The 20,875-nt window shown below is 68.6% G+C and carries 20 protein-coding genes and 1 riboswitch; of the genes, 3 read left to right on the plus strand and 17 right to left on the minus strand.

Going from position 1 to position 20,875, the window contains the following annotated elements:
• Positions 1-59: 59 nt before the first annotated feature.
• The 9 genes from AC2IR1_RS09620 to AC2IR1_RS09660 form a co-directional block, all read right to left on the minus strand.
• Positions 60-1,127 (minus strand): ABC transporter substrate-binding protein, encoded by a 1,068-nt coding sequence (locus tag AC2IR1_RS09620; protein WP_486476061.1) that lies wholly within the window; start codon positions 1,125-1,127, stop codon positions 60-62.
• On the minus strand, positions 1,124-1,888 hold the full coding sequence (locus tag AC2IR1_RS09625; RefSeq protein WP_486476062.1) for an ABC transporter ATP-binding protein: 765 nt from the start codon (positions 1,886-1,888) through the stop codon (positions 1,124-1,126). The genes AC2IR1_RS09620 and AC2IR1_RS09625 overlap by 4 nt, the downstream gene beginning before the upstream one ends.
• Complete coding sequence (locus tag AC2IR1_RS09630; RefSeq protein ID WP_486476063.1) at positions 1,875-2,642, minus strand: ABC transporter permease; 768 nt, start codon at positions 2,640-2,642, stop codon at positions 1,875-1,877. Before AC2IR1_RS09630 ends, AC2IR1_RS09625 begins: the two co-directional genes overlap by 14 nt.
• A 239-nt stretch (positions 2,643-2,881) precedes the next feature.
• Entirely contained in the window at positions 2,882-3,505 is a 624-nt protein-coding gene (locus AC2IR1_RS09635; protein WP_486476064.1) for a YkoF family thiamine/hydroxymethylpyrimidine-binding protein, read from the minus strand.
• Positions 3,496-3,602, minus strand: a riboswitch (TPP riboswitch). Its footprint overlaps the gene before it by 10 nt.
• Positions 3,603-3,713: 111 nt before the next feature.
• Complete coding sequence (locus tag AC2IR1_RS09640) at positions 3,714-4,562, minus strand: shikimate dehydrogenase family protein (protein WP_486476065.1); 849 nt, start codon at positions 4,560-4,562, stop codon at positions 3,714-3,716.
• Positions 4,555-5,052 carry a TRAP transporter small permease gene (locus tag AC2IR1_RS09645; protein ID WP_486476066.1) on the minus strand — a complete coding sequence of 166 codons (498 nt, stop codon included), beginning with the start codon at positions 5,050-5,052 and terminating at the stop codon, positions 4,555-4,557. The genes AC2IR1_RS09640 and AC2IR1_RS09645 overlap by 8 nt, the downstream gene beginning before the upstream one ends.
• Positions 5,053-5,077: 25 nt before the next feature.
• Entirely contained in the window at positions 5,078-6,070 is a 993-nt protein-coding gene (locus AC2IR1_RS09650) for a TRAP transporter substrate-binding protein (RefSeq protein WP_486476067.1), read from the minus strand.
• A gap of 38 nt (positions 6,071-6,108) precedes the next feature.
• Complete coding sequence (locus AC2IR1_RS09655) at positions 6,109-7,392, minus strand: TRAP transporter large permease (protein WP_486476068.1); 1,284 nt, start codon at positions 7,390-7,392, stop codon at positions 6,109-6,111.
• A 3-nt stretch (positions 7,393-7,395) separates the two neighbouring features.
• Positions 7,396-8,715, minus strand: coding sequence for an FAD-dependent oxidoreductase (locus tag AC2IR1_RS09660; RefSeq protein WP_486476069.1), 1,320 nt, complete (start codon positions 8,713-8,715; stop codon positions 7,396-7,398).
• A gap of 145 nt (positions 8,716-8,860) precedes the next feature.
• On the opposite strand from AC2IR1_RS09660, the gene AC2IR1_RS09665 reads away from it, so the two are divergent.
• Positions 8,861-9,748, plus strand: a complete 888-nt coding sequence (locus AC2IR1_RS09665) for a LysR family transcriptional regulator (RefSeq protein WP_486476070.1) — start codon at positions 8,861-8,863, stop codon at positions 9,746-9,748.
• Positions 9,749-9,755: 7 nt separating this feature from the next.
• Here AC2IR1_RS09665 and AC2IR1_RS09670 read toward each other — a convergent pair whose 3' ends face one another.
• The 8 genes from AC2IR1_RS09670 to AC2IR1_RS09705 form a co-directional block, all read right to left on the minus strand.
• Positions 9,756-10,394: a class II aldolase/adducin family protein gene (locus tag AC2IR1_RS09670; protein WP_486476071.1), complete on the minus strand. Its 639-nt coding sequence runs from the start codon at positions 10,392-10,394 to the stop codon at positions 9,756-9,758.
• Between the two features lie 5 nt (positions 10,395-10,399).
• Positions 10,400-11,893 carry an amidohydrolase family protein gene (locus AC2IR1_RS09675; protein ID WP_486476072.1) on the minus strand — a complete coding sequence of 498 codons (1,494 nt, stop codon included), beginning with the start codon at positions 11,891-11,893 and terminating at the stop codon, positions 10,400-10,402.
• Positions 11,890-12,915, minus strand: a complete 1,026-nt coding sequence (locus tag AC2IR1_RS09680) for an S-methyl-5-thioribose-1-phosphate isomerase (RefSeq protein ID WP_486476073.1) — start codon at positions 12,913-12,915, stop codon at positions 11,890-11,892. Before AC2IR1_RS09680 ends, AC2IR1_RS09675 begins: the two co-directional genes overlap by 4 nt.
• Positions 12,916-12,923: 8 nt before the next feature.
• Positions 12,924-13,757, minus strand: coding sequence for a nucleoside phosphorylase (locus tag AC2IR1_RS09685; RefSeq protein ID WP_486476074.1), 834 nt, complete (start codon positions 13,755-13,757; stop codon positions 12,924-12,926).
• Positions 13,758-13,774: 17 nt separating this feature from the next.
• Positions 13,775-14,524: an ABC transporter permease gene (locus AC2IR1_RS09690; protein WP_486476075.1), complete on the minus strand. Its 750-nt coding sequence runs from the start codon at positions 14,522-14,524 to the stop codon at positions 13,775-13,777.
• A complete protein-coding gene (locus tag AC2IR1_RS09695; RefSeq protein ID WP_486476076.1) occupies positions 14,521-15,303 on the minus strand; it encodes an ABC transporter ATP-binding protein in 783 nt (260 codons plus the stop codon). The genes AC2IR1_RS09690 and AC2IR1_RS09695 overlap by 4 nt, the downstream gene beginning before the upstream one ends.
• 44 nt (positions 15,304-15,347) lie before the next feature.
• Positions 15,348-16,409 (minus strand): ABC transporter substrate-binding protein, encoded by a 1,062-nt coding sequence (locus AC2IR1_RS09700; RefSeq protein ID WP_486476077.1) that lies wholly within the window; start codon positions 16,407-16,409, stop codon positions 15,348-15,350.
• Between the two features lie 105 nt (positions 16,410-16,514).
• Positions 16,515-18,041, minus strand: coding sequence for an aminotransferase-like domain-containing protein (locus tag AC2IR1_RS09705; RefSeq protein ID WP_486476078.1), 1,527 nt, complete (start codon positions 18,039-18,041; stop codon positions 16,515-16,517).
• A 399-nt stretch (positions 18,042-18,440) separates the two neighbouring features.
• Between AC2IR1_RS09705 and AC2IR1_RS09710 the strand changes: the two genes are divergently transcribed.
• Positions 18,441-20,228 (plus strand): chloride channel protein, encoded by a 1,788-nt coding sequence (locus AC2IR1_RS09710; RefSeq protein WP_486476079.1) that lies wholly within the window; start codon positions 18,441-18,443, stop codon positions 20,226-20,228.
• Between the two features lie 402 nt (positions 20,229-20,630).
• Positions 20,631-20,807 (plus strand): hypothetical protein, encoded by a 177-nt coding sequence (locus AC2IR1_RS09715; RefSeq protein ID WP_486476080.1) that lies wholly within the window; start codon positions 20,631-20,633, stop codon positions 20,805-20,807.
• Positions 20,808-20,875: the final 68 nt, after the last annotated feature.

The following is a 20,875-nucleotide window of genomic DNA, read 5'->3' on the forward strand; positions in this document are numbered from 1 at the left end:
CCCGGCCCGGAAACTGCCGGTTCAGGTGACGGGGGCAGTTTGCGGGGTCTGTTTTGGGGTCACTGCGCGGGAACGGGTGCATCCATCCAGGACTGGTCGATCCAGCCGGAGAGATCGCCCGGCCAGTCCAGCGCGGCCCCCCCGGGCCCCTTCAGCACGCCGCTGTCGAAGAGAAAGCGCGCCATGGTGGTGAAGGTTTCGGGGGCGATCCGGCCCACGGGGGTCTGGCCGTCCGTCAGGTAGTGGCCATCGGCGATCAGCTGCATCGAGGCGCGGACAAGCTCTTCGTTCGGGAAGTCGCCCGCGTCGATCAGGATCCGGGCGGCCTGGCCCGGGTGATCGGCGGCCCAGGCGTAGCCCTGTTGCGTGGCCTGCATGAAGCGGGTGACGAGGGCGGGGTCTTCTGCCAGCAGGGCGCGGGTGGTGCCGATGTAGCCGTTCTGCTGGGCGGGCACGCCGTAGTCACCATAGGCGAAGCTGGACTGGTGGCGGCCCAGCAGGGTGCTGTTGACGCCTTCCCAGGTCGCGACCTCCAGCGTGAAGTCGACGGCGCCGGAGGCCAGGGCCTCGTAGGCGCCGGTGCCCAGGGTGACGGTGTCGTAGTGCGGATCGCCGCCGTCCGCTTCGATCATGGTGGTGATCAGGGCATGTTCCCAGCTGGTGCCGAAGCCAGCGTAGGTCTTGCCCGCGAGGTCGGCGGGGCGGGTGATGGCGGTATTGTCGCTGTTGTAGACGAGGCGCCCGGTTTCGCGCTGCATCGTGGCCCAGAGCGCGGTGATGGGCGCGCCGGAGGCCCGCGCGTTGAGGAAGCCGAGCGAGGTCATGTAGGCGAAATCCGCAGCCCCCGCCGCCAGCAGCGCGGTGGAGCTGCTGTCGGAATAGGGCAGGATGTCGACCTGCAGGCCGGCCTGGCGATAGAGCCCGCGATCGCGGGCCACGACGAGGCCCACGTGATTGGTGTTCAGCGTCCAGTCGAGGGCGATGCTGACCTCGACAGGCGCCGCGTCGGGGGTGTCGTCAGAGGTGGTCTGGGCCTGGGCTGACTGGGCCAGAGACAGGGTTAGGGCCATGGCCATGGAAAAGGCCAGCGGCAGGGCGCGCGTGGCGGCAGGCAGGAAGTGTTTCATTGTCGGTCCTCCAGGAGCAGGGTTCGAAGCATGTCCCGGGTGGGGGCCAGGGCGGCCTCCGACCGGGAGGTGCGGGGGGTGGTGATCGGGATGTCGGCCAGGATGCAGGCGGCCGCGTCGGGGCGCGGGGCCTGCGCCGGGCGGCCCATGACCAGAAGGCGGTCGGCCAGGCGGGTCGCCTCGTAGAGGTCATGGGTGACCAGCAGCACGCCACGGGGCCTGCGGGAGAGCTGATCGCAGAGCCAGTCCTGCATGCGCAGGCGGGTGACCGCATCGAGGGCGGAGAAGGGTTCATCCAGCAGGATGAAGCGGCTGTCGCCCACGACGGCGCGCAGGAAGGCCGCGCGCTGCCGCATCCCGCCGGAGAGCTGGTCGGGGAATTGGTCGGCGGTGCCGGCCAGGCCGAAGGCGGGCAGCAGGTCGTGCACGCGGGCACGGGCCTCGCGGCGGGGCAGGCCGGCGATTTCCAGGCCGAGCCCTGCGTTTTCCGCCACGGTCAGCCAGGGGAACAGGGTATCCTGCTGCGGCTGGTAGGCGATGGCGGGGTGGGGCGTGGCAAGTGGCGCCCCGTCGAGCCGGGCGCGGCCCCGGGCCGAAAGCCCGGGCGGCAGCACGCCTGCCAGCCATTTCACGACGGAGGTCTTGCCGCAGCCCGAGGGGCCGATCAGGCAGGTGATCTGCCCCTGGTCCAGACGCAGCGCAACATCGCGCAGCAGCGGCGCCCCGGCGGCGGAGATGGTGAGCGCGTCAACCTGCAGCATCGGGCGCCCTCCTGTGGCGGCGGCCGGTGGCGCGGTCGGCCAGGTCCAGAAGCGCCAGCAGCAGCAGGGTCAGCCCGGCGGAAACGACGACGGCGGCGAGCACGAGGTCGGCGCGGAAGTTGTTCTTGGCCGAGAGGATGTAGATCCCCAGCCCGCGCCGCGCCCCGGCGTATTCGGCGAAGATGGCCGCGACCACGGCGTAGGTGGCGGAGATGCGCAGCCCGGCGAAGAAGGCCGGCCGGGCAACGGGCAGGGTCGCGCGCAGGAAGACCGTGCGCCCGGACGCGCCCATCGACACCAGCTGATCACGGTAGGCGCGGGGCAGGCGGGCATAGCCCGACAGCAGGCTGACCAGCATGGGAAAGAAGGTCACCAGGATCACCAGAAGCACCTTGGGCAGCAGGCCGAAGCCGAACCAGAGCACCATCAGCGGGGCCAGCGCGACGATGGGCACCGTCTGGCTGGCCACCAGCAGGGGCATCAGCGCGCGCCGCACCCAGGGCAGCGCATGCAGCGCCACGGAGGCGGCAAAGGCCGTGACGACCGACAGGGAGAACCCCGCCAGGGTGACGCAGAGCGTCGACAGCCCGTGCCGCCCGATGTCGGCGCGGTTGAGCCAGAGCCCGCGCGCCACATCCGTCGGCGCGGGCAGGATCAGCGGGGACACCCCGGCGCGGCGGCAGTAGACCTGCCAGGCCAGCAGCAGGGCGAGAGAGATCAGGATCGTGGGAAAGATCCGTCGGAAGAGGGTCATCTTGACCTCCGTCTTGGCGCCCCGCGTCGGCCAGCCCTGTTTCACGCCCAAGGTCGGGCCACAGGTGGGGCCGTGGTTATGGCTGTGATTTCCGGCCGTGATTTCGGCCGTGGGCCGGGCGGGGGGCTTTGATGGGCGGGTTCCGTGGCCTGCGCGGTGCCTGCGCGCCCCTTGCGCGCGCATGGCGGGCGGGTGGGGCGTGCAGGCGGGACGCGCGGGCGTGCGGCGCCCGCGTGTCGTCAGCTGTTGGTGGGGGTCTTGCTGGGGGAGTTGGCAGAGGCGGTCATGTCGATGGTGACATGCCCCTCCGCCGGGCCGAAGCGCAGGAAGGCCTGTCGCAGCGTTTCGAAGACCGCCCCGGCATCGCCCTGCAGGCGGGTGCAGAAGTTCTTCGACCGCAGGAAGGTGCCGGAGCCCTTCAGGAAGTCGATGCAGCCATAGATCTCGTCCATGTGGCGATCCTGCCCAAGGACGTAGAGGGAGAACTGCAGGTCGATCTGCACCCCGGTGACGGGGGCCTGAAGGACGGCCTGCCGGGCCAGGGCCTGACGCTCGGCGAGGGTGCGATCCTGGGCACGGGTCAGCGTGTCGCAATGGCAGGCGGGATCATCGGGTTCGCCGGGGCAGCCGCGCGACAGGGTGACATGCATCGCTACGTGCTCCGGCCGCCGGGCGGCGGCGGCGAAGAGATCGCGGATGGCGTCGAGCAGGGGACCCGGCGCGCCGACCATCAGGGTCGACATGTCGTCGGTCTCGATCCTGAGATCCTGCTGGTAGGGGGTGAGGGCGTCGAGCCCGGACAGGATGACATCGACGAAATCGGACGTCATCGGATAAAGCGACACTTGGGCGCCTATGAACATGGTGACCTCGCTCCGCTGGCATTAACCAGATCAGCTGTGAAGGGTTCACGCATCATCGCGCATCTCAGCCCCGATCGGAGCACCCCTGGCTATGTGCGGGCAGGGTGTGGCAGCGCGGGCGGAGTGTCAACCGGCGGAGGAGGATTTCGGGAATTTTCCGCGAGGCAGGGCCGGGGGCCATGGGCGGGTGTGTCGCCCGGGGGAGGCGTCAGGGCGCGGAGCGCAGGCCCAGGTGGTGCATCTGGAAGGCCAGCTGGGCATCGGCCATTTCGATGCCGGTGCAGATGGCCAGGCCCCGGTCCAGGGCGGCCTGCAGGACGGGGGTCACCCTTTGGCTGGTGACCGCGTCGGCGGCCAGTCCGCCCTGTTTCAGCAGGGCCGGATCGTAGGGCAGCGGATCGCCCGGGCGCATCCCCAGGGGAGAGGCGTTTACCGCGATGTCGAGGCTGCCCGGCGCGGGCAGCTCGGTCGTGACCGCAACATCCGGGCAGAGCGCGCGGAGTTGGGCGCGCAGGGCCTGGAGGCGCCCCGCGTCGGGTTCGATGAGCACCAGCCCGGCCGGTCCCTGTGCCGCCAGGGCATGGGTGATGGCCGCCCCCGCGCCGCCACCGGCCCCGGCGACGAGGATATGCGCCCCTGCCAGCCGCTGGCCGACGGGGTGGCTTTCGAGATGGGTTTCGAGCGCGCGTACCAGCGCGGCGCCATCTGTCATGTCGCCCAGCAGGGTGCCATCGGGCTGTCGGCGGATGATGTTGACAGCGCCCACGGCCTGGGCCCGCGGGGTCAGCCTGTCGACGCATTCGCAGGCGGCCTGCTTGTGCGGCACGGTGACCGAACAGCCCAGGCAGTTCGCACTGCCCCGCAGGATGTCGAGGAAGTCCGGAACCGCGCCCGGGGCCAGGTCCATGGGCACCATCACCGCGTCATGACCCTGCGCCGCCAGCCAGGCGTTGATCGCCGGGGGCGTCTTCACCTGGGCGATCGGGTGGCCGATCAGCGGGATGTGGCGGGTGTGGCCGGTGATCCGGGCCGGGCGCCGGTCAGACCGGTCAGACATGTTCGGTCTCGTGCGGGTCGGCCGGTTCCAGCCGGGGCGCCAGGGCGTTCACCGCCGCCTGCAGCGCCATGGGCACGAAGCAGAACACCGGGGAGACCTTGAACACCGTGTCTGGGATGCGGAAGACCGGCGTCTTCAGGCCGAGGAATTCCCAGACCGCGCCAAGTTGCACCAGCACGTAGATCGACAGGATCACCGTTGCCAGGTTGATGATCAGGTCGAAGAGGCGCTGCACCCGGGGGCCCAGCATGTCGACCAGGGCGGTGACGACGATATGGCGCCGGGTCCGGAACAGCACGAAGGCCATCAGGAAGACGACCCAGGTGATTGCCAGCTGGGTCAGCTCTGCCGAGCCGACGAAGGCGCGCCCCAGGAAATAGCGCATGAACACCTCGGTCAGGATCCCCACGACCAGTGCGACCAGCACGATCTGCGAGATCCGCAGGTAGATCTTGGCGATCAGGCCAAGAAGGGTGTCGATGAATTTCATGTCTTTCTCCTGCGGCGCGCCGCTGTCACTCGATGTCCTGGATGGCGTCGTAGAGCCCTTCGCCCCAGAGGCCGTCTGCCTCCTGGTCATGGGCCGCCGCGCGCAGCTTGTCGGCGAAGGCCGCGCGGTCGACCTCGATCACCGTCGCGCCGTCCGCTTCGAGCTGTTCGCGCACGGACTGGGCGGCCTCGGCCACGATCTGGGCGGAGTAGGTGGCGGCCTTGGCCGCGGCGTCCAGCACGATGGCCTGCTGATCCTCGTCCAGCTTGGACCAGCGCCGGCCGTTCATGGCCACGGTGATCGAGTCGTAGACGTGGTTGGTGAGGGAGACATAGGGCGCTGCCAGGTGGAACTTCTGGCTGAGGACGGAATCGTAGGGGGCTTCCATGGCGTCGGTGATGCCGGTCTTGAGGGCCTGGAAGCTGTCGGACCAGGGCACCTGGGTCGGGTTGGCGCCAAGGGTCTGCCAGGTCTTGATGTAGGAGGGGATGCCGGGCACGCGGAACTTCAGCCCGGCCAGGTCAGCGGGGGTTTCCACTGGCTTGGTGGAGACGACGACGCGCGGCAGCTTGGACCAGTTCGAGGCCAGCATCTTGATCCCGGCCTCATCGAAGAGCTGATCTTCGAGGCCCTTTTCGATGTCGGAGGCCAGGAAGTGCTGGAAGTGGTCGTTGTCGCGGAAGGTGAACCCCCAGGAGACGACGTTGTAGTCGTCGATGAAGTTGCCGTAGTTCGACAGGCTTTCGACCACCATGTCGAGCACGCCCGCCCGCATCTGCTGGATCGCCTTTTCGCCCGAGCCGAGCTGCCCGCCGGGGAAGACCTGGATGTCGATGTCGCCATCGGTGCGGTCGCGCACCTCGTCCGCGAAATGGGTGGCGGCGAGGCAGGTGGTGGAGGTTTCCGCCGAGGGGCAGGCCAGCCGGTAGGTGGCGGCCTGGGCCGCGCCGCCGGTGAGGGCAAGCGCGGGCAGGGTGAGGGCGCTGAGCGCGAGGGTGGTGGTGAGTGCGGTTTTCATTGGGTCTCCTCCCTTTAGAAAACGTGGGTTTAGGGGCCTCAGTTGTTGCTGGGCAGAAGCAGTTCGCCCGGCAGGGTCACGAGGCCCGGGATGTAGGTGATCATCAGCAGCACGATCAGGATCGGGATCAGGAAGGGCATGATGGCCTTCGCCGTGTCGATGAAGCGGATTTCCGCGATTTCGGTCACGATGTAGAGGCACCAGCCGAGCGGCGGGGTGATCAGCCCGACGGTGAGGTTGAGCACGACGACCACCCCCAGGTGCACCGGATCGACGCCCAGGGCGGTGCCCATGCCCACCAGGGTGGGGGTGAAGATCACCAGGATCGACGTCAGGCTCATGAAGGTGCCGAGGATCAGCAGGATGATGTTGACCGCGAAGAGGAAGGCCAGGTGGCCGTAGCCGGAGGACTGGAAGAATTCGGCCATCGCCTGGGGCAGCTGTTCGGTGGTCACGAGCCAGCCGAAGAGCGAGGACATGCCGAGGATGAACATGATCTGGGTGGTGGTGATCAGCGCCTCTTCCAGCATTGCGCCCAGGTTGGACCATTTCATGTCCCCGTAGGCCATGGCGACGATGGTGGCGTAGAAGACGGCGACCACGCCGGCCTCGGTCGGGGTGACGATGCCGAAGACCAGGCCCAGCAGGATGACCACCGGGGTCATCAGCGGCGGGGCGTTGCGGATGAAGCTGCGGCCGATTTCCCCCATGGTGGCGCGGGGCGAGGGGGTGACGTTTTCCTTCTTCGCGGCGAAGTAGACGTAGACCATCATGAAGCCGCCCAGCATCAGCCCGGGCACGAGGCCGCCCACGAAGAGCGCGGGGATCGAGACCTCTGACATGGAGCCGTAGAGCACCATGAGGATGGAGGGCGGGATGATCGGCCCGATGCAGGAGGAGGCGGCGGTGACGGCGGCGCTGAAGGCGCGGGAATAGCCTGCCTTGGTCATCGCCTTGATTTCGATCCGGCCGAGGCCCGCGGTATCGGCCACGGCAGAGCCGGAGATGCCGGCGAAGAACAGGCTGGAGACGATGTTCACATGGGCCAGGCCGCCGCGGATATGGCCCACCAGAAGGCCGGCGAAGTGGAAGATGCGGGCGGTGACGCCGCCGACGTTCATGATCTCCCCCGCGAGGACGAAGAAGGGGATGGCCAGCAGGGTGACGCCGCCCAGGCTTTCGACCATGGAAAAGATGAAGATGGAGGGCGTGACGTCGCCCAGCAGGATGTAGACCATGGAGGCGAAGCCCATGGCCAGCGCGACCGGCGCGCCCATGGCCATGAAGATGGCGAAGGTGATCAGAAGGGCAGTGAAGGCCATGGGTCAGACTCCCAGAAAGGCATGTTCGGCGCGCAGGCGCTGTTGCAGCTGGGGCAGGGGCACCTGTCGGACCTCGCCCTGGGTGCCGGCGGCGGCAATGGCCGCGCCGATGCCCGCGGCATGGCCCATGGCCATGGCCGTCGGCATGACGCGCAGGGCCGCGAAGGCCTCATGCGTGGCGGAGATGCCGCGCCCGGCGGTCAGCACGTTGCGCAGCCCCGTGGGCACCAGGGCCCGATAGGGGATCGAGTAGTGGTGATCCTCTCCGAACTCGATGAAGGTCAGTTCCGTCCCCGTGGGCTTGTGCACGTCGATCGGGTAGGCGCCGCAGGCGACGGTATCCTCGAAGGCAGTCCCCGAGGTGATCTCTTCGCGTGTGATGACGTGGTCCCCCTCGATCCTGCGGGTATCGCGGATGCCCAGCTGGGGGGCAAGGGCAGAGAGGCGCGCGCGGTCGCAGCCGGGCATGTGCGCCTGAAGAAAACGCGAGATTTCCACGGCCTGGCGGCGGCCCTCGATCTCTCCCCGGCTGATGGAGAAGGGATCGTCGGGATCGACGGACACGCGGGAGATGTTGAACCAGGCGGCATCGGCGCCGGGCACGCGGGAATAGTGCAGCGCGGCGCGGGGCAGCGCCCCGCAGGCCAGCCCCTCGGCCACGACGCGGTCGCGGTCGTCGGGGGTCATGGCATCCATGCGGTCCAGGTCGACCGGCGCCATTTCGAACATCATCGTCCCGGGCTGCAGCGCCTGGTCGGGTTCGAGGCCCAGGAAGCTGCCCCCGGCCACGGTGACCAGGGTCATGTCGCCCGAGGCGTCGATGAAGCTGCGCGCGCCGGCCTCTATCCACTTGCCCGCGGCCCAGATGAGGACCGAGGCGATGCGGCCCTCGTCGGTTTCGGCGGAGACGACGAAGGATTTCAGCAGGACCTCGACCCCCGCTTCGACCAGCATCTGTTCGAGCGAGACCTTGAGGATGTCGGCGTCATATTCGATGCGGTTCATCACGTGGCCGGTGGACATGACGAAGGTGCCCATCTCCCCGCAGCCGCCATCGGCGCGCAGGCGGGTGACGATGTCATCGGCCACGCCGGCCACGACCTTGCGGCCCTTGCGGGTCTGCCAGCCGACGAACTGCCCCACCATGCCGGCGGTGGCGGCGCCGCCGAGGAAGGCGTTCTGTTCCACGAGAAGGACACGGGCGCCGTTGCGCGCCGCCGAAAGGGCCGCCGCGCAGCCCGACATGCCGCCGCCGACGACGATCACGTCGAAGGCATGCTGCGCCGCGTCGGCCGCATTGGGTCCCTTGCTGGATGCCGACATGCTGCGCTCCTCCTTCGCGTTCTACCGGATGGGCAGGGTATAGATTGCGGGCGCGGGCGCAGTCGATTAACATCTTGACTGAGTGGTTTAACAAAAGATCAATCGCCCTGTTTGACAAGGGTGTGGAGAGGGATCGGAGGCCCGCATGATTTCCATCCGGCAAGTGGAAGTGGTCCGCGCGGTGATGGTCGCGCGCACGATCACCGGTGCGGCGCAGCTTCTGAACGTTTCGGCCGCTGCGGTGAGCCGGATGCTGCGCCATACCGAGTCGCAGATCGGGTTCGACCTGTTCGCGCGGACCCAGGGCGGGTTCGTGCCCACGGCGGATGCGCTGGCGCTGATGCCGGACCTGGAGCGGATCCAGCACAGCCTGAAACGGATCGAGGACCGGCTGACCCTGCGCGATGCGGGGGATGCGCCGCTGCGCATCGGCACCTCGCCCGGGCTGGGGCTGAGCGTGGTGCCGCAGGCGCTGTCGGCGATGCACCGGGCCCATCCGGCGATCCGGTTCGAACTGGGCAGCCTGCACGTGGACGAGGTGGTGCCTATGCTGGAATTCCACCGCTACGACTTCGCCCTGACGATCTACGAGCTGGAGGATCCGCGGCTTGAAATCTCCCGCATCGCGGAGGCGCCGCTGGTCTGCCTGATGCCGGAGGATCACCCGCTGGCGGGGGAGGAACGGGTGACGCTGCAGCAGGTGGCGCGCCATCCGATGATCGGCTACGGCACCCATGCCTTCCAGCAGCGTATGATCGACGGCTGGTTCAGCGAGCTGGAGCTGGAACCCGAGTACCGGGCGCGCTGCCGCCTGATGAACACCGCCTGCGCCCTGGTGCAGGAGGGGCTGGGCCTGACCCTGCTGGATGAATTCACCATCTTCCGGCGCATCCCGCCGGGCACGCGGGTGGCGCAGCTGGACCTGGAATACCGGTTCCCGCTGAACGTGCTGACCTTCCGCGATGCGCCGCTGTCGCGGGTGTCCGAGGAGTTCCTGTCGAACGTCCGGTCGATGCTGGCCCCGCGCCGCTGAGGTGCCGCTATTGCTGGCCGTAGGTGCGGAAGCGGTCCAGGACCTTCGCCATCTCATGGGGCGGCAGAACCGGGACCTCCCCTGCGGCGCGGCAGAGCAGGTAGAGGCGGGCCAGTTCCTCCACCGTGCCGGCCAGGGCCAGGGCGCGTTCGGGGGTCTGGTGGCAGGCGACCATGCCGTGATGGGCCATCAGGCAGGCGCGGCGGTCCTTCAGGGCCGTGACCACCCCGTCGGCCAGGGCCTGGCTGCCGAAGAGGTCGTAACCGGCGCAGCGGATGTCCTGGCCGCCGGCTGCGGCGATGGAGTAGTGCAGGGCCGGGATCGGCTGCCCAAGGATCGCGACGGCGGTGCAATGGGTCGCATGGGTGTGCACCACCGCGTCGAGGTCCGGCCGGGCGGCCAGGATATCGCGGTGCAGGCGCCATTCGGAGGAAGGTTTGCGGGGGCCCTTCGGGGTGCCGTCCATGGTGACCAGGACGATGTCTTCGGGGGTCAGGCCATCATAGGGCATGCCGGTGGGCGTGATCAGGAAGCCATCGCCGCAGCGCATGCTGACGTTTCCCGAGGTGCCCCGGTTCAGGCCGCTGGCGTTCATGGCGCGCGCCGTGTCGATGATGCGCTGCCGCTGCTGGGGGGTGTCGGTCATCTGGGTCATTTCCGGGACGCGGGGGCGGCGGGCGGATGGATCGCGCCGCAGGTGGGGCAGGCGGCGGGGGCAAAGCGGCGGGCCTGCCAGTCGAGGTATTCGGGGATCAGCGAGGGGAGGCGCGCGAGGCGTTCCCGGGTTTCGGCGCGCAGCTCTGCCGCGGCGTCGGTGGCGCGGGCCAGGACCTCTGCCTCGTCGAAGACCAGGACCTTGCCGTCCCGCAGCAGCCAGTCTCCGGCGATCATCAGGTCGCGCACCGCGCCCATGTGGCCCTGGCTGACAAGGCCGCGCGCATCGGGGGGCGTTCCGGCCAGGCCGGGGCAGTTGCGGTCGAGGATCTGCAGGTCGGCGGGGGCGCCCGGGGCCAGGCGGCGGGGCGTGGCCCCGGGGCCGAGCGCGGCCCAGCCGTCGCAGGCGGCGGCACGCAGCACCTCTTCGGCGCGGATCCAGCCGGTGAAGTCGCTGCCGGGGGTGCGCCCGCCGACAAGGGCGTGGCGCATGGTTTCGAACATGTCGTAGCGCCCGGCGGTATTGCTGCAATCGGTGCCCAGGCCGACCCGGACCCCCGCCGAAAGCGCGGCGCGCAGGCGCATCTGGCCGGAGCCCAGCATCTGGTTCGACAGCGGGTTGTGCACGGCCATCATGCCGCCCCGGGCCATCGCCTCGAAATCGCGGTCGGACAGCCAGACCGCATGGGCGCCGGACACGCCGGGGCCCACCAGGCCGCGCCGCGCCAGGGCGTCGATCACCCCGCCATCGGGCCAGCGCCGCGCGGCCAGGTCGGCCTGGGGGAAGGTTTCCAGCAGGTGGGTATGGCTGCCGATGCCCAGCTCCTCCGCCAGCGCGCCCCAGCTGTCCAGCAGCAGGTCCGAGCTGCGCTGAGGCGCATTGGGGCCCAGCAGCAGGGAAATGCGGCTGCCCGAGAGCTCTGCCGCCAGGGTGCGGAAGAGCGCGCGCATCCCGTCGGGGGTGGAGGCCACGGGCAGGCCCAGTTCGGCCAGCAGGGCGCGGTCGCCGGGGATCTCCAGGATGTCTTCATCCCAGAGGTCGGCGAAGAAGGGGGCATAGCCCACGCGCAGGCCGCTTTGGCGGTGGACCCGCAGGGCGATCTCGGCCCGGCGCACCTGGGGGGCGTGGTCGGTGTAGCCGCCGATGCCGCCGCGGATCATCTCAATCGCCGTCAGCTGCATGGCGCATTCGTATTGCGCGGCGGTGGCGCTGCTGCCGATGCCGATGGCCCAGAAGGACCACAGTTCCAGCGGCAGGGAATCCTCTGTCCCGCGGGCCAGGGCGGAGCCGGCGTGGACATGGGCGTTGTAGAAGGGCGGCAGGATCATGCAGCCGGTGACATCGCGTTCCTGCCAGTCGGCGTTGCCGGGCGTGGCGGGATCCAGCAGCGCGGTGATCCGGTCGCCGGTGATCAGCAGGTCGCGGGGGTGGGCCGTGGCCTCCTCCCCCGTCCAGACGAGGCCCCCTGTCAGGCGCAGCGGGCGGCTCATCCGAAGACCTGTTCCAGCGCGATGGCCGCGTGGACCCCCTGGCAGGTGGCCACGGCCGAGACATATTCCGGTGGCGTGACGTCGAAGGCGGGATACCAGCCCTTCGCCAGCGGCGTGCCGGTGCGGTGGCCCAGGCAGCTGAGGACCTCTTCGCCCTCGCGCATTTCATTGCGGACGTCTTCGGGGCCGGGGGCCAGGCGGTCGGGCTGCTGGACCATGGCGATGAAGGGCACGCCCAGGGCGCGGGCGGCAATGGCGATCTGGTAGGTGCCGACCTTGTTGAAGACATGGCCGGAGAGCGTCACGCGATCCGCCGCCGTCATGAAGCGGGAGACCATGCCGCTGGCCATGGCATGGGCCGCCATGCCGTCTGTGATGACGGTGGTGGGGATGCCCATTTCCGCCACCGAATGCGCGGTGAGCCGGGCGCCTTGCAGGTAGGGGCGGGTTTCCGTGCAGATCACCTCGATCTTCTTGCCCTGGCGCAGGCAGGCGTCGAGCGTCGCGATGACGCTGGTTTCGCCCCAGCAATGGGTGAGGATCGTGTCACCGTCCCGGACCAGGCTTGCGGCGGCCTGTCCGAGGGCCTCGCTTCGGGCGCGGCGTTCCGACCAGAGCACGCGCACGGCTGCCTCCATCGCGGCGGGAAAGTCGGCGGCCTCCGCCAGGGTCTGCGCCTGTGCCTGCAGGGCGCTCATCGCGTCACGGATGGCGTTGTTGGTGGGGCGGGTGTTGCGCAGACGCTCCGCCGCCTGGGCGAGGGCGGCCAGACGCGCCCCGGTGTCGAGGGCCTGCGCTGCGCGGGCGGCCAGGACCATCCCGGCGGTGGCCGCCAGGAAGGGCCCCGCGCTTTGCGTCACCATGTCTTCGATCGCGCGGGCCACGGTTTCGACATCGGTGCAGTCGACGAAGCGCTTTTCCAGGGGGAAGACCCGGCGGTCGAGGATGCGGACGCGGTCCGCCTCGATCAGGACGCTTTCGCGCAGCAGCGTGGGTTCGGGAATATCGGCGAGGTCGGTCATCGGAAAGCTCAGTTCGTCATGTCGGAAAGGGTCAGGGTCTTGCGCCCGGCCGCCGCCGCCGTCGCATCCCAGGCAGAGAGGCGCGCCAGGGCACCGGCACCGGCCAGGCAGGCCTTCTCGATCCCGCCTTCGTCGCCCCAGACCCCGGTCATCCGGTTCGCGATGACGGAGACGACGGCGCCGGCACGGAAGCCGAAGATCCGCGCAAGTGTCAGCAGGGAGGAGGTTTCCATTTCGAAGTTCAGCACGCCCAGCTGCTTCATCTCCGCGAAGATGCGTTCGCCCTCGGCGGGCAGGAAATCGCGGAAGCCGGGGCGCCCCTGGCCGGCCAGGAAGGAGCCGGAGGTGCAGCCGGTGCCCACGTGCAGCGGTTCGCCCATGGCCTGCACGGCATCGCAAAGCGCCATCGTGACCTCGTGCGAGGCGGTGGCGGGGTATTCGGCGCGGGCGTAGAAATTGGTGGTGCCATCCAGGCGCACGGCGCTGTCGTTGATGATCAGGCTGTTGGTCGCGATCTCCTCCTTCAGGGTGCCGCAGGTGCCGACACGCAGGAAGGTATGCGCGCCGAGGCGGGCGAGGTCGCTGAACACCAGTTCCAGGGAGGGCGCGCCGATCGAGGTGGAGATGGCGCCGATGCGCTGCCCGTTGAAGGTGCCGGCGGCGGCGCGGTAGCCGCGGGGCAGGCCGATGACGCGGGCATCCTGCCACTGGCTTGCCATCAGGTCGATCCGTTCGGGATCGCCGGGCATCAGGACATAGGGCGGCATCTCCAGCTCCTGCAGGGCCTGCAGGCGTTTCATGTCACCGCTGGTGGCGGTGGGTTCGGGGGTGGTCACGGTCATGGGAAGGCTCCGGTTGATCAGCTGGTGCGCCAGCGCACGAGGAGGTGTTCGGCCAGGGTGACGGCCAGGAAGAGGACCAGGGCGAGCGCCGAGGAGACGGCGATCGCGCCGTAGAGAAGCTCTGTCCGGTAGTCGAAGGTGGTCTGGATGATCAGCACCCCCAGCCCCTTTTCCGCGCCGATCCATTCGGAGACGATGGCCCCGATGACGCAGGAGGTGGCGGCGATCTTCAGCGCGGCGAAGAGGAAGGGGATGGAGCGCGGCAGCCGCAGGCGGAAGAAGACCTCCGTCCGGGAGGCGGACATGACCCGCATCAGCTCCAGCTCGGAGGCAGAGACGGCTTCGAAGCCGCGCAGCATGTTCACCAGCGTCGGGAAGAGGCAGACGATGGCGGCGACGACCATCTTGGAGGTCAGCGTCAGGCCGAAGATCAGGATCAGGATCGGAGAGAGGGCGATGATCGGAATGGTGTTGAAGACGACGACAACGGGGAAATACATCTTCCGCGCGGTGGCGGAGTGGACGAAGACCGTGGCCAGGATCACCGCCACCAGGTTGCCGATGAGGAAGCCGCCAATGGCCGCGGCGGCCGTGGGCCAGAGGTTGTCGAGCAGCAGGGCCGCGTTTTCGATCAGCGCCTGCCAGACCGCGCCGGGCTTGGGCGCGATGTAGTCGGGCACGTCGCGCAGCACGATGATGCCCCACCAGGCCAGGATCAGGGAGAGGAAGCCCGCGAGGGGCCAGAGCCAGTGCAGTTTCGATTTCATGCCGCGTCCGCCCGTTCCAGCAGCAGCCGCAGGTCCGAGGTGATCTCGAAGAAGGTTTCGGTGGTGCGGTCGATGGCATTGCCGGGCTTGCGCGCGTCCAGGTCGACGACGTCGAGGATGCGGCCCGGCTTGGCGGCCATGACGACCACGGTCTGACCGAGGAAGGCCGCCTCCGACAGGGAGTGGGTGACGAAGACGATGGTGGTGCCGGTTTCGCGCCAGATCCGCAGGATTTCCTCGTTCAGGCGGTCGCGGGTGATCTCGTCCAGGGCGCCGAAGGGTTCATCCATCAGCAGGATGTCGGGCCGGGTGACCAGGGCGCGGGCGATGGCGACGCGCTGTCGCTGACCGCCGGAAAGTTCGTGGGGCAGGGCGTCTTCGCGCCCTTCGAGGCCGACGAGGCGTACCATCTCGGCGGGGTCGCCCGCCTGACGTTTCAGGCGGGACCAGCGGCCGACCTGCAGCGGCAGGCGGACATTGTCCAGCACGCTGCGCCAGGGCAGCAGGGTGGCATCCTGGAACACGAAGGAGAGCTTGCGGGTCTTGCGGGCCTCGGCCCCCGATCCGCCGAAGACCTGCAGCCGGCCGGAACTGGCCGGCAACAGGTCGGAAAGCACGCGCAGCAGGGTGGACTTGCCGCATCCCGAAGGCCCGATCAGAACGACGAAGCGCCCACGATCCACGTCCAGATGTACATCCTGGACCGCTGTCAGCGGTCCGGTCGGGGTTTCGAAGGTCACCCCCACATCGTCAAGGGAGAAGGCATGTGTCGTCGTCATCGTCGGTCTCGATCTGTTTCGGAATGCGGCGGCCTGCGGCAGGCTCAGAGCTTGGGGCGGACGTCTGCGGTGGCGTCCAGCACCTCGTAGGTGATCACGTCATCGACCACGGGCACCTGTTCGGCGAAGCCGTCGCCGGAGGCGAAGATTTCCACCTGGCGTTCAAGCTTGTCCTTGTCGAACCAGCCCCAGCCATGGGTCTTGGTGTCGGCGCCGAAGGCGATGTTCATGACGATGTCGACGGTGTTGTGTTCGACCTCCCGGTCGAGGTTGGGGTAGGCGTCGCACATGATGTCCACCGCCTCGGTCCGGTTTTCGAAGGCCCAGCCCCAGCCGCGCGCGGCGCCGGCGATGTATTTGGTGAAGGACTCCTTGTGCTCCTCGAACCCGTCCTGGGTGGAGAAGTAGGCATTGGCGTAGCCCACCAGCCCGGCATCTTCGGCGGTCATGGTGATGTAGTCGGGGCCCAGGGCCGCCAGCGCGGAGGTGTTGGTCATGAAGCCCGTGACCGCATCGGCCTGGCCCACCAGCAGCGGCGTCATGTCGGCGCCCTGGGTGATCATGCGCACGTCATCCTTGCTGATCCCGTTCAGGTTCAGGATCAGTTCCAGGGTGAAGCGCCCGTTGGGGTTCACCGCGATGGTCTTGCCCACCAGGTCCTGCGGGGTGCGGATCGGCGATTTCGGCAGGGAGATGTAGGCGTAGGGCGTGTACTGGTAGCCGCAGGCAAAGAGCTTCACCGGGCGACCGGCGCCGGCGGCGACGAAGGTCTGCGCGGTGGAGGAGAACTCCGCCATGGGCGACTGGCCGGTCAGTACCGGCGGCAGGGTCTGGGCGTTGGGACCGCCGGGGGCGAATTCGACGTCAAGCCCCTCTTCGGCGAAGAAGCCCTTTTCGCGGGCCACGATGTCGCCGATCTGGCCATTGCCCATCAGCCAGTCGAACTGCACCCGCAGCGGGGTGAGGTCCGCCGCACGGGCGGGGCCCGCGGTCAGCAGGGCCTGCGCCCCGAGACCGGTCACCGCCGTGGCGCCGAGGGTATTTTTCAGGAAGGCACGGCGGTTCAGGCCGCCGGGCGCGTAGGGCGCCTTGCGATACTTGGTCATTGTCATTTCCCTGTTGATTTTTTGATGGGTCCAGTATGAGCGGCCCCCGGCCGCCCGTAAGGTCCAGTTTTCGACGGCCTGAGAGTCCAGTTTCGCGCGAAGGTGTCAGGTCAGCTCCCGCAGGACGGCGGAAAGCCTTTGTACACCGTCGCCGATCCGCTCTGCCGGCAGGTTGGAAACCGACAGCTGCAGGTGATGCAGGGCGCTGCCCGGGGTGCTGAAGAAATGCGCAGAGGAGCGCAGGGCGAGCCCGCGGTCGGCCGCGCGGGCGATCAGCTCTGCCCCCGGCAGGGGGCGGGGCAGGGTGATCCAGAAGGTCGAGGCCCCGGGGCGGTGACTGACGGCGAGCTCGGGCAGATCGCGGGCGAGGGCGGCGCTCATCGTGTCGCTGCGCTGGCCGAGGACGCGGAAGGCGCGGCGCAGGAACGCACCGTAGTGGCCATGGGCCAGGAAGAGGGCCAATGCGCGCTGATTGTTGCCGGGGGGATGGCGGTGCATGATCCGGCGCAGGGCGCGCAGCTGCCGGGCGACCTCTGCCGGGGCCACGACGTAGCCCATGCGCAGGCCGGGCGCGATCAGCTTGGACATGCTGCCGATGTGGATGACCCGGCCCGAGCGGTCCAGCCCGTGAAGCGCCGGCAGCGGATCCGGCAGGAGCTCCACCTCGAAGGTGTCTTCGACGATGACGGTGCCGCTCCGGGCGGCATTGGCCAGAAGGGCCTCCCGCCGGTCGAGGGGCATGACGGCGGTGGTCGGGCACTGGTGCCCCGGGGTGATGAAGATGGTGTCGCAGCGCGCGGTTTCGGCCCCGGGGCAGAGGCCGCAGGCATCCATGGGCAGGGCGATCTTGCGCGTGGGCATCAGATCCAGGATCTGCCGCATGTCGGGCATGCCGGGGTCTTCGTAGCCCGTGGTGGTGCCCTGGCCCGCCAGAAGCTGCGCCACCAGGAAGCGGCCCTGCTGGCCGCCCAGGGTGACCACGATTTCCTCGGGCCGGGCGCGGATGCCCTGGCGGGAGAGCACCGTGCTGATCAGGTAGTCCACCAGCATGGGATCATCGGCATCGCCCATGTCGCGGGCCCATGTCTCGATCTCTGTCACCGCGAGGGCGCGGCGTTCGCAGTCGCGCCAGGGGTTGGTGGGAAAGAGCGTTGGATCGAACTGGCCATAGGTGAAGTCCAGCTCCGCCTGCGGGGGGCGGCGGTGGGTATCCGGCAGGGTGACCGAGAAACGCCGCGCCCAGTCCCGGACCGGCGCCTCTGGCGGGGGGGCTGGCTGCGCGCAGGGGCCGGCGCTGGCCAAGGGCGTGGGCGCCACGTAGCAGCCGGATCTGTCGCGGATGTCCAGCACGCCCTGTTCGGCAAGCGCCTCTACCGCGGCGATGGCGGTGTTGCGGGAAATGCCCAGCTGCAGCGACAGCTTGCGCGTGGAGGGCAGGCGGGTGCCCGGGGGCACCTCGTGCTGGCGGATCGTGTCGATGATGACCTGCATCGTGCGCAGCTTCAGGTCCCTGCGGTCATCCGCGCGAAGGGCGGGCATCAGGGGCCAGCGATCCCGCAGGGGGATCTGTGCGGTGCGGGGCGGTGGGGTGGACCGGGCGGAGGGGGCGGCCCTGGGCGGAAGTGTCGTCATTCCCCCGATCTGGCCCGAAGCCGGCCGTCCTCGCAACGTCGCCGGGGGCAATCTGCCCCGCGCGCGGGGCCAAGCGTGCAGAACGGGCAGCGGCCGGGCCGAGTGCCCAAGGAGGCGCCATTACCTGACGGAGGCCAGCAGTGACGGGGGCCAGTGCCTGATGAGGGGCAGTGCCTGATGGGGGCCAGTGTCTGATGGGGGGGCGGTCGGGGGGATCCGGCGCGGGTCTTCGGGCCGGGCCTTGCTCCCCTGCCGCTCCGATTCCTGCCTTGCCCGGCGCGCGCCCGGGCTTAGCCAGGCCAGTCCCATGCTGGCGGAGGTCCTTCTTACCCCTTATGAGGCCCCCACGATTCCCGACTGTTCGCCTGTCTGCCCTCCCAAGCCGAAGAAGCCTGTCCGTTGAAGAGTGCCAAGAAACCCAGCCCGTTCGCCCGTGCCCTCCGTTACCTGCGCGCGCGCTTCCGACATGACGAATTCTGGATATCGGGCATCGCGGCGCTGCTCGGACTTGTCTGCGGGATCTCGGTTTCCGTCTTCGACTGGATCGTGAAACACCTGCAATTGCTGGCTTTTGGCCTGGGCATGGGGGAGGTCAGCGGCGCCGATCACATCCCGCTGGACCGGCTTTGGGTGCCTGCCGCCGGGGGCGCCGCGCTTGGCCTGACGATCTGGATGGGGGCGAAGTTCCGTCGCCACATCCAGACGGTCGACCCTATCGCGGCCAATGCGACCACGGGCGGGCGCATCCCCTTGCCCGGTGCGCTGTGGATCATGCTGCAGACCATCCTGTCCCATGGCACCGGCGCCTCCGTCGGCATGGAGGGGGCGCACACGCAGATGTGTTCCGCCCTGGGATCTCGCGCGGGGCAGTGGGCCTCGGGCCGGCGGATGGACATGCGGCTGATGGTGGCCTGCGGGGCCGGGGCCTCCATCGCGGCGATCTTCCAGTCGCCCGTGGCGGGCGCCTTCTACGCCTTCGAACTGGTCGTCGCGGCCTATTCCATCGCCAACCTTGCGCCGGTGGCCATCGCCTCTCTGGTGGCTGCGGGAACGCGCGCCGTGCTGCGCCCCGCGCCGCTGCACTTTCCCACGTCCGACTTTCCCGTTGCCGCCAATGCGGTAATGGTCACCCTGCTGATCACCATCGTGACCAGCTTCATGGCCATCGGCGTGATGCGCGCCTGCACCTGGCTGGAGGGGCGCGCCTCTGCCAGCCTTCCGGGCTGGTTCGCCCCCGTGCTGGGCGGTGGTGCGCTTGGCGTTCTGGCGCTGGCCAGTCCCGCCGCGCTCTCCTCCGGGCGGACCGCGCTGCAGGGGCTCTATGGCAATGAAGTCTTCTGGCTGACCATCCTGGGGGTGCTGGCGCTGAAGGCCGTGGCGGTGACGCTGTCGGTGGGGCTTGGTTTCCGCGGTGGCCTCTCTTTCGCCTCGCTCTTTCTCGGGCTTCTTTGCGGCAAGCTGGTGGGGGCGCTGCTGCAGATGGCCGGTGTCACCGCGCTTTCGCCGGAACTGTGCGAGCTGATCGGCATGACCGCATCGGCCACCGCGATCATCGGCGCGCCGCTGGCCATGGCCTTTCTGGTGTCCTTCGCCAGCCAGGACATGAACAACGTCATCCCGATGGTCTGTGTCGCCACCCTCGCCAACCTGCTGGTGCGCCGCTACTTCGGCTATTCCTTCGCCACCTGGAAGTTCCACCTGCGCGGGGATCCGATCCGCTCCGGCGCGGATCAGAGCTTCCTGTCGGGCCTCAAGGTGGGGGAGATGATGCGCCGGGATTCCACGCCCGTGCTCTACAGCACCGACCTGGCGCAGTTCCGCAAGCGCTATCCCCCGGGGTCACGCTACCGGGTCGTGGTGACGGATCACGATGGCAGCTACCTTGGCATGGTCTCGGTGCCCGAAATGCACAATCCCGCCTCCGACGACAAGGAGATGGAGGACCTGCTGCGCAATCGGGGCGACTACCTGACCCCCGACATGACCGCGCCGGAAGCGCTGAAGCGGTTCGCCGCGACCGGCACCGACGCGCTTGCGGTGGTGGAGGGTGAGACGCGCAAGGCCCTGGGGGTCCTGATGGAGCCCTATGTGCTGCGCCGCTGTACGGAGCTGACCGAGCAGCGCATGCGTGAGATCTTCGATGAACGCGGCTCCCACGCGGCCCGCAAGGGCGCGCGCGCGGGCTGATCCCGGTGCCCTCAGGCGGTGCGTGGGCTGCCTCCGGATGCGGGGTTGTTCGTGATGGGGTGAGTCTCATTATTGTATGTATTGAATGGATAGATTGTATGTGATTGTGTGAAGGGTGTATGGCGGCCTAGTCTTCCCTCTTTCGATATACCTCTAATAACAATGGGTTTTTGGTATACCTGTGTGCTTCTGGCTCACTTTTCGATGTTGCGTCAATCCTCTTGCGGTGGGGTGGATTGAGGTATAATTGGGTTTTGAATGTATGTACGCGAAGCGCGTAACGGCGCAGGGCGGATCTCGGTCGCGCAAGTGTCGCTGGCTCCGTCCTTCCCCCTTCTCGCGCAGGACGCCGCGACCCGACTGAGGGGTGGTACGGACGTACAGCAAGCAAGGAGCAATACGATGATCTGGGTTCCCATAGCCTTTGGCGTGTTCAAGTTGTCCGTGATCGGTACGACCATCTTCTTCTCGATCAAGACCCACCGGGATGGCGAAGAGGAAGACAGAAGGAAGCGCGACGAGAGCAGGCAGGTGGCCGAACACGCAACCGATGGCCCCGCTGCAAAGCTGGAGGGCTGAGGAAGTCGGAAGACTGGGGCGAGGAGCCGGTTCAAGTTTACCCGGGATCCCCGAAAGCTGGCGCTTTG

The organism is Pseudooceanicola sp. NS-SX8 (genome assembly GCF_057380755.1).

Excerpts from the sequence above, each read along its gene's own strand:
- AC2IR1_RS09645 (WP_486476066.1), bottom strand. The coding sequence starts at position 5,052 with ATGAAATTCATCGACACCCTTCTTGGCCTGATCGCCAAGATCTACCTG.
- AC2IR1_RS09705 (WP_486476078.1), bottom strand. The coding sequence starts at position 18,041 with ATGACGACACTTCCGCCCAGGGCCGCCCCCTCCGCCCGGTCCACCCCA.
- AC2IR1_RS09715 (WP_486476080.1), top strand. The coding sequence starts at position 20,631 with ATGATCTGGGTTCCCATAGCCTTTGGCGTGTTCAAGTTGTCCGTGATC.
- AC2IR1_RS09685 (WP_486476074.1), bottom strand. The coding sequence starts at position 13,757 with ATGACCGTGACCACCCCCGAACCCACCGCCACCAGCGGTGACATGAAA.
- AC2IR1_RS09690 (WP_486476075.1), bottom strand. The coding sequence starts at position 14,524 with ATGAAATCGAAACTGCACTGGCTCTGGCCCCTCGCGGGCTTCCTCTCC.
- AC2IR1_RS09665 (WP_486476070.1), top strand. The coding sequence starts at position 8,861 with ATGATTTCCATCCGGCAAGTGGAAGTGGTCCGCGCGGTGATGGTCGCG.
- AC2IR1_RS09695 (WP_486476076.1), bottom strand. The coding sequence starts at position 15,303 with ATGACGACGACACATGCCTTCTCCCTTGACGATGTGGGGGTGACCTTC.
- AC2IR1_RS09670 (WP_486476071.1), bottom strand. The coding sequence starts at position 10,394 with ATGACCGACACCCCCCAGCAGCGGCAGCGCATCATCGACACGGCGCGC.
- AC2IR1_RS09635 (WP_486476064.1), bottom strand. The coding sequence starts at position 3,505 with ATGTTCATAGGCGCCCAAGTGTCGCTTTATCCGATGACGTCCGATTTC.
- AC2IR1_RS09650 (WP_486476067.1), bottom strand. The coding sequence starts at position 6,070 with ATGAAAACCGCACTCACCACCACCCTCGCGCTCAGCGCCCTCACCCTG.
- AC2IR1_RS09630 (WP_486476063.1), bottom strand. The coding sequence starts at position 2,642 with ATGACCCTCTTCCGACGGATCTTTCCCACGATCCTGATCTCTCTCGCC.
- AC2IR1_RS09620 (WP_486476061.1), bottom strand. The coding sequence starts at position 1,127 with ATGAAACACTTCCTGCCTGCCGCCACGCGCGCCCTGCCGCTGGCCTTT.
- AC2IR1_RS09625 (WP_486476062.1), bottom strand. The coding sequence starts at position 1,888 with ATGCTGCAGGTTGACGCGCTCACCATCTCCGCCGCCGGGGCGCCGCTG.
- AC2IR1_RS09640 (WP_486476065.1), bottom strand. The coding sequence starts at position 4,562 with ATGTCTGACCGGTCTGACCGGCGCCCGGCCCGGATCACCGGCCACACC.
- AC2IR1_RS09660 (WP_486476069.1), bottom strand. The coding sequence starts at position 8,715 with ATGTCGGCATCCAGCAAGGGACCCAATGCGGCCGACGCGGCGCAGCAT.
- AC2IR1_RS09655 (WP_486476068.1), bottom strand. The coding sequence starts at position 7,392 with ATGGCCTTCACTGCCCTTCTGATCACCTTCGCCATCTTCATGGCCATG.
- AC2IR1_RS09680 (WP_486476073.1), bottom strand. The coding sequence starts at position 12,915 with ATGACCGACCTCGCCGATATTCCCGAACCCACGCTGCTGCGCGAAAGC.
- AC2IR1_RS09675 (WP_486476072.1), bottom strand. The coding sequence starts at position 11,893 with ATGAGCCGCCCGCTGCGCCTGACAGGGGGCCTCGTCTGGACGGGGGAG.
- AC2IR1_RS09700 (WP_486476077.1), bottom strand. The coding sequence starts at position 16,409 with ATGACCAAGTATCGCAAGGCGCCCTACGCGCCCGGCGGCCTGAACCGC.